At 32.1% G+C, this 13502-nt stretch carries 14 protein-coding genes; 6 read left to right on the forward strand and 8 right to left on the reverse strand.

Going from position 1 to position 13502, the window contains the following annotated elements; translation table 11 throughout:
• Positions 1-3: 3 nt before the first annotated feature.
• The 6 genes from HNV10_RS02535 to HNV10_RS02560 form a co-directional block, all read right to left on the reverse strand.
• A complete protein-coding gene (locus tag HNV10_RS02535; RefSeq protein ID WP_241695444.1) occupies positions 4-519 on the reverse strand; it encodes a gliding motility lipoprotein GldH in 516 nt (171 codons plus the stop codon).
• Complete coding sequence (locus HNV10_RS02540) at positions 491-1768, reverse strand: PSP1 domain-containing protein (protein WP_173299750.1); 1278 nt, start codon at positions 1766-1768, stop codon at positions 491-493. Before HNV10_RS02540 ends, HNV10_RS02535 begins: the two co-directional genes overlap by 29 nt.
• Positions 1769-1928: 160 nt before the next feature.
• The gene (locus HNV10_RS02545) at positions 1929-2159 is read right to left on the reverse strand and encodes a ferredoxin (protein WP_173299751.1); all 231 of its coding nucleotides are present in this window, start codon (positions 2157-2159) and stop codon (positions 1929-1931) included.
• Positions 2159-3403, reverse strand: a complete 1245-nt coding sequence (locus HNV10_RS02550; protein WP_173299752.1) for a peptidase U32 family protein — start codon at positions 3401-3403, stop codon at positions 2159-2161. Before HNV10_RS02550 ends, HNV10_RS02545 begins: the two co-directional genes overlap by 1 nt.
• Positions 3404-3410: 7 nt before the next feature.
• On the reverse strand, positions 3411-4484 hold the full coding sequence (gene trhO, locus HNV10_RS02555; protein WP_173299753.1) for an oxygen-dependent tRNA uridine(34) hydroxylase TrhO: 1074 nt from the start codon (positions 4482-4484) through the stop codon (positions 3411-3413).
• Positions 4485-4852: 368 nt separating this feature from the next.
• Positions 4853-6340 carry a RagB/SusD family nutrient uptake outer membrane protein gene (locus tag HNV10_RS02560; RefSeq protein WP_173299754.1) on the reverse strand — a complete coding sequence of 496 codons (1488 nt, stop codon included), beginning with the start codon at positions 6338-6340 and terminating at the stop codon, positions 4853-4855.
• Between the two features lie 242 nt (positions 6341-6582).
• On the opposite strand from HNV10_RS02560, the gene recA reads away from it, so the two are divergent.
• From recA to HNV10_RS02580, 4 genes are all read left to right on the forward strand, one after another.
• Positions 6583-7587 (forward strand): recombinase RecA, encoded by a 1005-nt coding sequence (gene recA / locus HNV10_RS02565; RefSeq protein WP_173299755.1) that lies wholly within the window; start codon positions 6583-6585, stop codon positions 7585-7587.
• A gap of 101 nt (positions 7588-7688) precedes the next feature.
• Positions 7689-8141, forward strand: a complete 453-nt coding sequence (locus tag HNV10_RS02570) for a hypothetical protein (RefSeq protein ID WP_173299756.1) — start codon at positions 7689-7691, stop codon at positions 8139-8141.
• A 24-nt stretch (positions 8142-8165) separates the two neighbouring features.
• Positions 8166-8711, forward strand: coding sequence for an RNA polymerase sigma factor (locus tag HNV10_RS02575; RefSeq protein ID WP_173299757.1), 546 nt, complete (start codon positions 8166-8168; stop codon positions 8709-8711).
• The gene (locus HNV10_RS02580; protein ID WP_173299758.1) at positions 8711-10306 is read left to right on the forward strand and encodes an outer membrane beta-barrel protein; all 1596 of its coding nucleotides are present in this window, start codon (positions 8711-8713) and stop codon (positions 10304-10306) included. Before HNV10_RS02575 ends, HNV10_RS02580 begins: the two co-directional genes overlap by 1 nt.
• 81 nt (positions 10307-10387) lie before the next feature.
• Here HNV10_RS02580 and HNV10_RS02585 read toward each other — a convergent pair whose 3' ends face one another.
• Positions 10388-11125, reverse strand: a complete 738-nt coding sequence (locus HNV10_RS02585) for a lysophospholipid acyltransferase family protein (RefSeq protein WP_173299759.1) — start codon at positions 11123-11125, stop codon at positions 10388-10390.
• Positions 11126-11241: 116 nt separating this feature from the next.
• Here HNV10_RS02585 and trpS point away from each other — a divergent pair, with 116 nt between their 5' ends.
• Complete coding sequence (gene trpS, locus HNV10_RS02590) at positions 11242-12210, forward strand: tryptophan--tRNA ligase (protein ID WP_173299760.1); 969 nt, start codon at positions 11242-11244, stop codon at positions 12208-12210.
• 19 nt (positions 12211-12229) lie between these two features.
• Positions 12230-12394 carry a hypothetical protein gene (locus HNV10_RS02595; RefSeq protein WP_173299761.1) on the forward strand — a complete coding sequence of 55 codons (165 nt, stop codon included), beginning with the start codon at positions 12230-12232 and terminating at the stop codon, positions 12392-12394.
• Here the strand turns inward: HNV10_RS02595 and dprA are convergent.
• Positions 12387-13490, reverse strand: a complete 1104-nt coding sequence (gene dprA / locus HNV10_RS02600) for a DNA-processing protein DprA (protein ID WP_173299762.1) — start codon at positions 13488-13490, stop codon at positions 12387-12389. The two genes, HNV10_RS02595 and dprA, sit on opposite strands and share 8 nt — an antisense overlap.
• Positions 13491-13502 lie beyond the last annotated feature (12 nt).

A 13502-nucleotide genomic window follows, 5' to 3' on the forward strand; every position in this document is an offset into this window, starting at 1 on the left:
CTATTACTTTTGAGTCTGTTCTACTCTAAACCCTATATCTGTTATTCCCTCTAAATTAACGACACCATTAACTTCACCATTGTTTCTCATGGCATGCTGAATGTTCACTGTATAATCACCTTCTTCTGTAAATTTAAAAGGTTTCTTAAATCCTCTATACCACAATTTATTTTCTTTTATATCTGAAAAACCTGTGCCCAATAATTCTCCATTTGGTGCTGCCATTTTGTATTCTAAAGTATCTGTTACTGCTTTACCATTAGGATAATTTAATTCAACCAGAAGAAATAAATTACTAAATTTATAAGCATCTGTATTTCTTAAATTAACGTACAAATTGTAATTATTTAATGTATCTGGAGCAGTAAATTTGAAACTTGCAATAGAATCTTTATTCCATTGATTGGGTACAGATTGATACTCATCAAACACAGCTTTTGAGTCGCAACTTGTTATTATAAAACAACCTAGTAGAACTAAAACTAACCTGTTAGTCCTTTTTAGCATTAGATTTAGCATTTGTTCTGGCTTTTGGTTTTTGATTGCGGTTTCGATTTTGAGATTTATTTTTATTATTGGTGTTATTACCTTTGTTAGTATTATTCTTATTGTTGTTACTTCTGTTCTTGTTGTTTCGGTTATTCCTATTGTTTTTACGTTTCTTATTCGGTTTTGGACTATCGAAACGTGTTAAACTATCTTGACCTACAACGTTTTCAAACTCATTTTTTGTATCTTCTATATGCTCTGCTGCATACTCTTCTAGACTAGCTACTTTTTCCCTTTTCTTATTTTTCTCTATAATTTCATTAGCTTGCTCTGTAGTAATAATATGCCAATTCATCCATTCACCTTCATAAGCATACCACATTAAACCTTTAAAAATATCGGTCTTTTGGCACACTGCATTTCCTTTTTCAGTATATAATTTAACATCAGATTTTGGAAACGCTTTTAAGGCATCTAAATAAGCATCTAACTCATAATTAAGACAGCATTTTAGCTTACCACATTGTCCGGCAAGTTTTAATGGATTTAATGATAGTTGTTGGTAACGTGCAGCAGATGTACTTACGGATCTAAAATCGGTTAACCATGTAGAACAACATAATTCTCTACCACAAGAACCAATACCTCCAAGCCTTGCCGCTTCTTGCCTAAAGCCAACTTGTTTCATCTCAATACGTGTTCTAAACTCGCGCGCAAATACTTTAATAAGTTCTCTAAAATCTACACGCTCTTCTGCTGTGTAATAAAAAGTAGCTTTACTGCCATCACCTTGAAATTCAATATCTGAAATTTTCATTTTCAGATTTAAATCTATAGCAAACTGACGTGCTTTTACCTTCATTGGCTCCTCCTTATCTCTAGCAGCCGACCAAATATCAATATCTTTTTGTGATGCTTTTCGGTATATTTTTAAAACATTTTCAGCGTCGTCTAGTTTTACTTTTTTACGCTTCATTTGCACACGCACTAATTCGCCAGTAAGTGTAACCATACCAATATCGTGACCAGACTTTGCCTGAGTAGCCACAATATCTCCAATGCTTAATGTTAAGTTTTCTGTGTTTTTATAATAGTGTTTTCTGCCGTTTTTAAAACGTACTTCTACACCTATAAACGGTTTTTGTCCGTTTGGAAGTGACATGTTTGCTAACCAATCAAAAACAGTAAGTTTATTGCAGCTATCTGTGCCGCAAGTCCCATTGTTTTTGCATCCTTTTGGTTGGCCATCTTCTCCAGTTGCGCAACTGTTACAAGCCATAAAAAATTTATATATTAAATCTAGAGTCTTTAAAAAACTAGATATAGGATTCGTAAATAATTAATGAGTAAAGATAAGATTATTTCTTTAGCTTACTAAAACTCAATGTTTATTGTTTTTAATCTGAACTAGAAAACTGATTTAATTTATGCTTCTTTTATTAAATATTTTTTACCGAAATTATTTTTACAGGACATGCTTTTGAGGCGTTTTCACAAGATTCTAAAATTTCATAATCTTTAGATTTTAGGGTATAAAATCCTTTTTTTTCTTCGGAATGCAGCAATACAGATTTGCCGTCTTTTTTAGACATTTGAAACTGATTTGGTGCTAATTCTACACAATAATTACAGCCAATACATTTGTTGCGTTGTAGTGTAATAACAACCATTATGCTTCTACTTTATTTTCTACAATTTTGTATAATTTGTCTGATGGCCTAATTCTAAAATCTAATGGAATTGTAACAGAATCGCCTTTAGTGCCTTTTAATAATTTTTCATCATTAACCAACATTTCCTTCAATTGAAATTCTTTAGCTCCAGTTGTTGGACCTGTAATTAAAATAGTATCATCTATAGAAATATCGTACGCTTCAATTTTAAATTCACCAATTTTTGCTTTTGGATAAAAGTGAACACCTTTACCAATATAAACTTTCTTTTGTGTAGCATGGCTACCAGAACCTTTACTCCATTCGCCTAACTTCTGACCTAAATAATAACCACTCCAAAAACCACGATTATAGACCTTTTCTAATTCTTGCATCCAAGAAATTACTTGTTCTTTAGAATAATTATCATTAGCTATGCTATCGATGGCTTCCCTGTAACATTTTATAACCTTAGCAACATATTCTGGTGCGCGACCTCGACCTTCAATTTTTAAAACTTTTATACCAGCATCTGCAACTTGGTCTAAAAAATCTATAGTACATAAATCTTTAGGCGACATAATGTACTCGTTATCTAGTTCCATTTCTACACCAGTTTCTTGATCAATAACGGTATATTTTTTTCTGCAATTTTGTTTACAAGCGCCTCTATTTGCAGAAGAGTTATGTGCATGTAAACTCATATAACATTTACCAGAAACAGCCATACAAAGTGCACCATGACCAAATATTTCAATTTCTACTAATCGTCCTGAAGGCCCTTTTATTTGTTCTTTTTCAATCTGCTCAGTAATATGTTTTACTTGCCTTAAGCTGACTTCTCTACTTAATACCATAGTATCAGCAAATAATGCGTAGAATTTTACTGTTTCAATATTAGTAATGTTTATTTGTGTAGAGATATGCACTTCCATATTATGCTCTCTTGCAACGGCAATAACAGCTTGATCCATTGCTATAACAGCAGTAACATTAGCTTGCTTGGCTTGTTTAATTAATGTTTTTACAATTGATAAATCATGATCGTATATAATGGTATTTAAGGTAAGGTAGGTTCTTACATTTTTAGCTTCGCATCGTTTAACTATTTCTGGTAGATCTTCTAAAGTGAAGTTAATTGTAGCTCTTGCTCTCATATTGAGTTGCTCTACGCCAAAATAAATTGAATCTGCACCATTATCTAAGGCTGCCTGTAAGGATTCAAAATTTCCTGCAGGTGCCATTAACTCTATCTTTTGCATAACTAAATTAGATATTGTTAGGTTTCATGGTTTCAAAAATGTTGCGCAAATCCTTTTTATAAGGTAAATGATCTGCTCGTCCTTTTTTGAATATATCATTGCTATTACCTTGTCCTTTTCTTAGAGCTTTTTGCTCTTCGTATGGCAATTTACTTATTTCCATACAATTTGTAGAGCAACAATTCTCCATCTTTTCTTTACACGAGTCGCATTGTATAAACAGTAAGTGACAGGCTTCATTAGCACAATTGGTATGCAAATCTGCTGGCTCACCACATTGATGGCAATTGGCGATAACATCATCTGAAATGCGTTCTGAACGACGTTGATCAAACACAAAATTCTTACCTAAAAATTTATTTTCTAAACCTTCGGCTTCAATTTGACGCACATAATTAATAATGCCACCTTCTAACTGAAACACATTTTTAAATCCTTTGTGTTTGTAATACGCACTTGCTTTTTCGCAACGGATTCCACCTGTGCAATACATTACCAATTTCTTATCGTCTTTATGTTCTCTTAAATCTTCTTCAATTAAATCTAAAGATTCTCTAAAGGTATCAACATCTGGCGTTACGGCATTTTTAAAATGACCGATTTCGCTTTCGTAGTGATTTCTCATATCTACCAAAACCGTATTTGGATCTTCAATGAGCTCGTTAAATTTTTCGGCATTTACATGAATACCTTTATTAGTAACATCAAAAGAAGCATCGTTTAATCCATCTGCGACTATTTTATTACGCACTTTTACTTTTAGCTTTAAAAAGGCAAAATTATCATGCTCAACAGCAATATTTAATCTTACATTTTCTAAAAACGAAATGGTGTCTAAATGATTTTTGAAAGGTTCAAAATTTTCAGCTGGCACAGAGAGTTGTGCGTTAATACCTTCGTTTGCCACGTAAATTCTTCCTAAGACATCTAACGCGTCCCAAGCTAAAAATAGATGGTTTCTAAAAATTTCGGTATTACCAATTTTGGCGTACTTGTAGAAAGAGATTGTTAAGCGTTCTTTTCCGGCTTGTTCAATAAGTTCTGCTCTTTCTTTAGCACTTAAGTTATTGTACAGTTGCATGCTATACTAATTTTAAGGTTAAAGAATAATTAATAGTTACTTCAGTAATAGCTTTAGTAACATTGGGCAAAGGTAGACTTTTTAGTGAAAAGGCATAAAAAAAAGCACTTTGATAATATCAAAGTGCTTTTTAGATTAACTACTAACTTAAAAACTAAAAATTTACAAAAGTCAATCTACACCGGCTTTACAACTATAGAGGAATACACGATAATTGAAACACCTAATGTTTTTGTAATACGTTTAAAAAGAGGATGTTTGTTTATAAAAACTGCTCCATCTTTTTAATAGTATTCATAGCAATTTTTTCCTTTTTCATTTAGTAGATGCAAAAAGTGTAAAAGGGTTGCGTTAAAAATTGAAAAAAATTAATTTTGATTATTTATAAATTCGTTGTTCGCAATTACTATTTGAGGTATTTCAAAGGTTAATCTCTCATCATTGTGTGTAAAAGATTGCCCAGCTAAATAAAAGTGATTATCACCTCTTATACCTGTTGATCTATGATTTCGCTTTAAAGCTAAATACGTTTTTCCTTCTCCCCATAATTCAATACGTGTTTGTAGGTATATTTCATCTTGTAGTGCAGTACCTGACAAACCATTTAAATAAGATATATCCGGAATACGCTGTGATAAAACCTCAGACAAAGCGGTTCTGGCAGCTACATCTTGTCCTATTTTTGCCAATGATTCTGCCTTTAATAAATGTAATTCTGCAATTCTCATATAAATATAATCTGCTTTAATAAAGGGAATTATACCCTCCACTCCACCACCTACTAAAAGATCTGAATCGTAAAACTTACCTGTTGGCATCAAAAAAATCTCTGGAGAAAACTGAGTTTTTCTAATATCATTTGCAGGAATGGCATCATACAAATTCTGATCAATCCCTTTATGTTCACCTTCTGCAGCATAACCATAAGTATAATAATCCATTTGTCCCCACCATGAAGCATAAAGTAAACCTACCTCATCAGTTATATCTGCTCCCCAAAGCCATCCTGGTATCGAAACATCATTAAAACCTCCTGTAACCTCAGTACTATTCATAATAGTTGCTCCACTATTTGAAATAACAGCATCACACAAGGTTACTATTTCATCCATACGAGACACATCTTGTTGTGCAGCAATAGCATAAGCTAAAATTGACTGCGCCACGATTTTATTGACATGTTTTTTGTTGGGTCTATTGTAACCATCTAATAACAAAATAGCATTTTGAAGATCACCTTCAATTAACTCAAAGACCTCTGTTGTTGTTGATTTTCCGACATTAACATTAGAAACGTCTGTATATAGAGGTAGTATTTCAGCCGTTGGATTATAATCATTAGTCATAAATTGAGTTAGGTAAAAATATGAATGTGCTCTCATAGCTAATGCTTGCCCAAAAAAATGACGATTCTCATCGCTTACGAGATCTTCGTCTACTCCACCCAAAGCATCTATGATACTATTGGCGGTTTCAATTATACTATAATAATGCGTCCACACTAATTGGTTGTCTATTTTAGTAAAATCTACTGTACTTTCATATTTACAAACATCTTGATACCATCCATAAGGTAAATAGTTATAAACACCGACGGATAACGCCATATCTCCTGTTAATAAATCTGAATATATATCATAACCTTTATGGCCTAAATCATCATGACGAAATGAAATTCCTGACGTACCTCCAGTTCCAGGAGTATACATTTTAGCATATAGATCCTCTATTAATTGATTTACAACAACTGGATCAACGTTATTTTCCGTTGATTCATTTTCTAAATCATCGGAACATGAGAAAACTGTTAAAAAAAGAACTATTGTAATTAATGGTTTAGTAATTCTTATTTTCATAATAATTAGTTTTTGATTGGTTAATAAAAATGAAAAAGAATTGAGTTAATACTGCTTTTTAAAATTTTAATGAGGCTTCGAAGACTTGTACTATTTTTTACAACAACAGTAACAACAAGTTCTATTTCAATTATTAGATGTAAAATACGGAAAACGGTTGCGTCATAAAACTGAAAAAAATAAATAATAAATAAAATTAGCCGTATTTTTGAAATCAGATTAATTCAGAAAAAAAAGAACAAATGAGTAGCGAAAAAGATGCAAAATTAAAAGCTTTAAAATTAACTTTAGACAAGTTAGATAAGGCTTACGGAAAAGGAACAGTAATGAAAATGAGCGATCAAGCTGTGGTCGATGTAGAGGCTATCTCTTCTGGCTCATTAGGTTTAGATATTGCATTAGGCGTTGGTGGTTATCCAAGAGGTCGTGTTATTGAAATATACGGACCAGAATCTTCGGGTAAAACAACCTTAACATTACATGCCATTGCAGAAGCTCAAAAAGCAGGTGGAATTGCTGCATTTATTGATGCAGAGCATGCTTTTGACCGTTTTTACGCTGAAAAATTAGGTGTTGATATAGATAATTTAATTATTTCTCAACCAGATAATGGTGAGCAGGCTTTAGAAATTGCAGATAATTTAATTAGATCTGGTGCAATTGATATTGTTGTTGTAGATTCTGTTGCAGCATTAACACCAAAAAGTGAAATAGAAGGTGAAATGGGAGATTCTAAAATGGGATTACACGCACGTTTAATGTCTCAAGCCCTGAGAAAATTAACTGCTTCTATAAGTAAAACCAATTGTACAGTAATCTTTATTAACCAATTACGTGAAAAAATTGGTGTAATGTTTGGTAACCCAGAAACAACAACTGGTGGTAATGCACTAAAATTCTACGCTTCTGTTCGTTTAGACATAAGACGTTCTACACAAATAAAAGATAGTGACGGAAACGTAATGGGTAACAAAACCAGAGTTAAGGTGGTTAAGAACAAAGTTGCTCCACCGTTTAGATTGGCAGAATTTGACATTATGTATGGTGCAGGTGTTTCTAAAGTAGGCGAAATATTAGATTTAGCAGTAGAACATGATATTGTAAAAAAGAGTGGGTCTTGGTTTAGTTATGGCGACACGAAACTTGGACAAGGAAGAGATGCTGTTAAGCTTTTAATACAAGACAATCCTGATTTAATGGATGAATTAGAAGAAAAAGTGAGGACATTGATTAACGAGTCTAAATAATATAAAATTAAAAAAATCCTGAATTTCAGGATTTTTTTAATTTTAGACGCAACCCTTTTGCTTTTTTTGCATCTATAAAGTGAAATTGATTATAATTAAGTATGAAAAAAGTTGCCCTATTAGCATTTGCATTCATTTTAACCTTTACATCATGTAGCCTAGATGATGATCCTTCTGATAGTTTTTATTTAGAAGTGTTGCCTGTTGAAAGTGTTGAGATGCCTGAGTATTTTGTACATGGAGAAACGTATGAAATTTTAGTGACTTACACCAAACCCAATTCGTGTTATTACTTTAATGACTTTATTTACGAAATTGATGGACACGAAAGAACAATAGCTGTTGTAAATACTGTTTATTCCAATAATATAACGAACTGTGATGGTGAACCTGAACAAGTTTCTGTTAATTTCGATTTTACAGTAACAGGATACGAAACTTATGTGTTTAAGTTTTATCAAGGTGAAGACGAAAATGGTGAAGATCAGTATTATTTGGTAGAAATGCCTGTTATGGATGGTAGGTACATTTCTGACCAACCAGTAAGAGACTAATTATTAATTAATTCCTAGAATCATGTGAGTTTAAATCTACTCATAAAAAACTGTATTAATCAAGATGCTCAAGCTCAAAGCCAATTATACAAGCAATTTGCAAGTAAATTATTTTCGCTTTGTCTTAAGTACTCAAAAAACTATGCAGAAGCAGAAGATAATTTGCATGATGCATTTATAACTATTTTTAGTAAAATAGGTCAGTATAATAATAAAGGTTCTTTTGAAGGTTGGCTTAAACGTATTGCAATAAACACATCATTGCAACGGTATAGAGAAGATGTTGGTGTTTATGATATTATTAACGAAGGAAATATTGAAGACGTATCAGTAGATATTAATGAAGATGATGTAAGTATTGATTATTTACTAAGCATTATTCAAGAATTACCAGACAGATACAGATTGGTATTTAACCTATATGTATTAGATGGTTATTCTCATGTTGAAATTAGTGAATTAATAAATATTTCAACCGGAACATCAAAATCTAACTTAGCAAGAGCAAGGATGATTTTAAAACAAAAAATAGAAGATTATAACGCGAACTCAAATTCGCACTCAGTATAATGAACGATAAAAAGAACATAGATAGACTTTTTCAAGAAAAGTTTAAAGACTTTGAAGTTACACCTAACGATGCTGTTTGGGAACGAATTAGCGAAAGTCTTCCTAAGAAAAAGAAGAAACGTAGAGTTATTGCGCTTTGGTGGCAACTTGGTGGTGTTGCAGCTGCTATTGCCATAATGTTTACTGTTGGTGTTTCTGTTTTTAATAATGACAGAAGTAATTCGGAAGAATTCCCTATTGTAAATACACCAGATAAAAATGACACTAATTCTGAAATTGACAACACCAACAATTCAATAAATAAAGAGCAGAAGGATTTAATAAAAACTGATGAAGATAATTCTAAAGTAGCAGATTCAAATATGGATTCTAAACTAGAGTCAATATCTAAAGACTCTGAAAATGAAAATCTTCTTAATTCAAACGCTTCAAATCAAATAACAACACCTAATCATTCTGTTAAAACATCTAATGCAGTTGCCAATACAAATAAAGTAAAAGAAGCCTCTAAATCTATTGATAAGCATAGTAATCTTTCAACGGTTACAAACAAAGAAGAAAATAATAGTAAAGTAGCTAATCAAAAGACTTCAAATTCAACTTTAGAGTCTGAAAATAAAACGCAACTTAAATCTGAAACGGAAAGAAAATCTGCAATTAAAAAAGCTATTAATGAAAATAAAACAGTTATAGCAGAAAATCAATCTTCGCAAAAAATAAAAGAAGAAACAAATTTAAATTCTGCAGAATCCGCAAAATCTGAAGCTACTGAAGCTGAGAATTCACTGATTGAAGACCCAATAAAAGAATCTATAGAAAACGCTATAGCAGAAAATAATAAAACAATAAATGAAGAAGAAAAAGAAGATGACCAAAGCAGGTGGAGCATTGCACCAAATGTTGCACCTGTTTATTTTAATTCATTCGGTCAAGGTTCTTCATTAGACAAACAATTTAACGACAACGACAAAAGCAGTGATATTAATATGAGTTACGGTATTGCTGGAAGTTATTCTATTTCTAAAAAATTAAAAATTAGGGCTGGTATTAACCGTGTTAACTTAAACCAAACTACTTCTGATGTCTATGCGTTTACAGGAGCAGAAACGGCTGCTAGAGGTGTAGATGCAGAATTTAAAAACATTTCGTTTAATAATAATGAAGAACACGTGTCTCTTATGAGCACTGTTATGATGAATAGATCCTCTACTCCAGAGTTATTTAATACCAAAGAAACAGGTAGCATTGATCAAAAATTTGGCTTTATTGAAGTACCTGTTGAATTAGAATACCGCTTATTAGACAAAAAATTTGGTATTAATGTTATAGGTGGATTTAGTACATTCATTTTAAGTAACAATGAAATTTACGCAGATGTTAACGGCTCAACAACTTTAATAGGTGAAGCAAACAATATAAATGACACTAGTTTTAGTGCCAATTTTGGATTAGGTATGGATTACAGTTTATCAAAACAATGGAATCTAAATCTACAACCAACATTTAAATATCAAATTAACACATTCAATAATACAACAGGTGATTTTAAACCTTTCTTTATTGGTGTTTATACAGGCTTAAGTTATAAGTTTTAGGTTAGGTTATTGCAACAAAAAAGCTATGATGAATACAAATGCAATGATTATAAAAGCTACTCCTGGTTAGAGTAGCTTTTTTTATGCTTTTAATGAACTTAGTTCGTTATAAATTAAAGTTCTCGTTTTTTCATTTAAATGCTTTGTGTCTTGTGCTGTTAAACCTTCTGTTGGAATAAATTTGTGAATCTTAGCACGCATTTTACCTGGACTACCACTAAAAAACGTATAAGAAAATCGCTTCTTATTATCATAGAATGTTAAAGGCACAACTGGTATTTGATGGTTAATTGCTAAACGAAACGCACCATCTTTAAAGCTATCTAACAAAATATGTTCTTCTGGCACGCCACCTTCGGGAAATATACAAATACTAACACCCTGTTTTAATCGCCTTTGTGCTCTTAAAAACACAGCTTGTCTACTTTTAGCACTGCTTCTATCTACTAAAATACATGTTCTTTTATAAAAGAATCCAAACAACGGAATTTTAGCCAATTCTTGCTTACCAACAAACACAAACGGATTTTTAACAGCAACCAACATTAGCATAATATCTGCCATTGATGTATGGTTAGCTATAAACATATAACTCTTATCAGGATTTGGTATTTCTTCTCTTTTAATTTTATAGCCAAAGCCCATCCCTATTAAAATAAACTTAGACCAAATACGAGCAAGCCTAAAAAACAAAGGATACCATCGCTCTCTAGAAATTGAAATTATAAGAAGAGGAAACAATACAATAATCGGAATGGCTACTAAAACATAGAACCAAATACGATATAAAACCCAAAAAGGATATTTAAAAATTGTCATAACACCAAAACTAACTATTTAAATTAAATCGTTTCTAATTGTTCTGCTAAAAAATTTACCTTTGTTTTTTCAACTAAGTTTAATTTAAAAGATTCCTGTTTACGCAGGAAGTAAACATGGCAAGAATATTAACAGGCGTACAAAGTACAGGAACACCACATTTAGGCAATATATTAGGGGCAATATTACCAGCAATAGAAATGGCAAACGATGCTAATAACGATTCGTTTTTATTTATTGCCAACCTACATACGTTAACTCAAATTAAAGATGCTGAAGAACTAAGAAATCACACCTACTCTGTAGCTGCAACATGGTTAGCGTTTGGGTTAGATATTGAAAAAACAGTATTTTACAGACAAAGTGATATTCCGCAAGTAACAGAATTATCATGGTATTTAAGCTGTTTCTTTCCATACCAACGTTTAACTTTAGCTCATGGTTTTAAAGATAAAGCAGATCGTTTAGAAGATGTTAACTCTGGTTTGTTTACCTATCCAATGTTAATGGCTGCAGATATTTTATTGTATGATGCAGAAATAATTCCGGTTGGAAAAGATCAATTACAACATATTGAAATGACACGCGATGTCGCCTCTCGTTTCCATGCAAAAATGGGAGAAGCTTTTGTGTTACCTGAAGGAAAAATACAAGAAAACGGTATGTTGATTCCTGGTACAGATGGAGAAAAGATGAGCAAAAGTAGAGATAACTTCATCAATATATTTTTACCCGAAAAAAAATTACGTAAAAAAATAATGTCTATTGAAACTGACAGTACACCTCTAGAAGACCCAAAAGATTGGTCAACCTGTAACTGTTTTGCCATATATAGTTTATTAGCTTCTGATGACCAAATTGCAGAAATGAAAGTCAATTATGAAGGTGGAAACTACGGCTACGGACACGCTAAACAAGCATTATATGAATTGGTTTTAGAGCGTTTTTCTCAACAAAGAGAACGTTATGCGTATTATATGGATAATCTTGAAGAAGTTGATGCTGCCTTAGCTAAAGGCGCTGCTAAGGCTAAATTGGTTGCAGATGATGTTTTAAAGCGAGTTAGAGCTAAGGTTGGGTATTAATAACAGGTTCCAATGACAAATGAATAAATCACCTGTAACCTCTGTTCTTGTTATCATTGCCATGATTCTTGTAACCTTTTCAAGAATAAAGAATGGTTCTATAGATGCGTTGGGTTACGCAGCAATTGCAGTACTTCTGGCGAATGTGTTAAAATTAATTTTTATAGATAAAAAACCTAAATAACCTCAAACAATTTACCTGGTAAAGGCCTTACAACACCTTTCAATTCCATATTAAGCAATATGCCTGCTATCTTATAGGTTGGCATTTCGCATCGTAATGCTATGACATCTAGTAATTCTTTATTATTCTCTTTTAAAAAATTATAAATGATTTTTTCATCGGGTTCTAACTCTACAAATAATTGTTGTTGTACTGCTGGTTTTTTGTCTGATTCTAATTCCCAATTCAACATATAAGGCACATCCAAAGGATTAGATAATAAATGGGCTTTTTGGAATTTTATTAAATTATTACAACCTACGCTCTGGCTATCCGTAGTTCTTCCTGGTACTGCAAATACTTCTCTATTATAAGAATTAGCAATATCTGCGGTAACTAAACTTCCACCTTTTTCTGCTGATTCTATAACAATCGTTGCTTCACTAAGGCCTGCAATAATACGGTTTCGTTTTAGAAAATTATTTCTATCAAATGGGTCTGAACTCCAAAAATCAGTATAAAAACCACCATGATTTTCAATATCTGCCACATACTTTTTATGTACCTTAGGATATATTTGGTTGAGTCCATGTGCCAAACAACCAACGGTTTGCAAATTGTGTTTTACAGCAGCTCTTTGTGCTGTAATATCAGTTCCGTAAGCAAAACCAGAAACTATTATAGGATTAAACTGAGATAAAGATTCTACTAATTTTTCGCAAAATGCAATACCACTAGTAGTTATTTTGCGTGCACCAACAATACTAATAATACGTTGTTGTTTTATATTAATATTACCAGATTGAAATAATACAATAGGACCATCAATGCAGTGTTTTAAACGTTCAGGATAGGTATCATCTGTAAAATAATGCGAAACAATAGCGTTGTCTTTTATAAATTTTAATTCGCGCTCAGCTTCTTCTAAATGTATTTTATCAAAAAGCCCTTGAATTGTAATAGTACCAATACCATCTATTTTTAAAAGTGTAGATTGTTTTTCATTTAAAACCGCTTCTGCAGAACCACAATGATTAATTAACTTTTTAGCCGTTGTTGCTCCTATTTTTGGAACGTGTTGCAATGCTAAAGCGTAAATAAGTTGCTGGTCTGTCATTAATTAGAATTC

It is taken from the genome of Winogradskyella litoriviva (assembly GCF_013249065.1).
GTDB classification, from domain to species: Bacteria; Bacteroidota; Bacteroidia; order Flavobacteriales; family Flavobacteriaceae; genus Winogradskyella; species Winogradskyella litoriviva.

Excerpts from the sequence above, each read along its gene's own strand:
- HNV10_RS02535 (WP_241695444.1), bottom strand. The coding sequence starts at position 519 with ATGCTAAATCTAATGCTAAAAAGGACTAACAGGTTAGTTTTAGTTCTA.
- HNV10_RS02540 (WP_173299750.1), bottom strand. The coding sequence starts at position 1,768 with ATGGCTTGTAACAGTTGCGCAACTGGAGAAGATGGCCAACCAAAAGGA.
- HNV10_RS02545 (WP_173299751.1), bottom strand. The coding sequence starts at position 2,159 with ATGGTTGTTATTACACTACAACGCAACAAATGTATTGGCTGTAATTAT.
- HNV10_RS02550 (WP_173299752.1), bottom strand. The coding sequence starts at position 3,403 with ATGCAAAAGATAGAGTTAATGGCACCTGCAGGAAATTTTGAATCCTTA.
- trhO (WP_173299753.1), bottom strand. The coding sequence starts at position 4,484 with ATGCAACTGTACAATAACTTAAGTGCTAAAGAAAGAGCAGAACTTATT.
- HNV10_RS02560 (WP_173299754.1), bottom strand. The coding sequence starts at position 6,340 with ATGAAAATAAGAATTACTAAACCATTAATTACAATAGTTCTTTTTTTA.
- recA (WP_173299755.1), top strand. The coding sequence starts at position 6,583 with ATGAGTAGCGAAAAAGATGCAAAATTAAAAGCTTTAAAATTAACTTTA.
- HNV10_RS02570 (WP_173299756.1), top strand. The coding sequence starts at position 7,689 with ATGAAAAAAGTTGCCCTATTAGCATTTGCATTCATTTTAACCTTTACA.
- HNV10_RS02580 (WP_173299758.1), top strand. The coding sequence starts at position 8,711 with ATGAACGATAAAAAGAACATAGATAGACTTTTTCAAGAAAAGTTTAAA.
- HNV10_RS02585 (WP_173299759.1), bottom strand. The coding sequence starts at position 11,125 with ATGACAATTTTTAAATATCCTTTTTGGGTTTTATATCGTATTTGGTTC.
- trpS (WP_173299760.1), top strand. The coding sequence starts at position 11,242 with ATGGCAAGAATATTAACAGGCGTACAAAGTACAGGAACACCACATTTA.
- HNV10_RS02595 (WP_173299761.1), top strand. The coding sequence starts at position 12,230 with ATGAATAAATCACCTGTAACCTCTGTTCTTGTTATCATTGCCATGATT.
- dprA (WP_173299762.1), bottom strand. The coding sequence starts at position 13,490 with ATGACAGACCAGCAACTTATTTACGCTTTAGCATTGCAACACGTTCCA.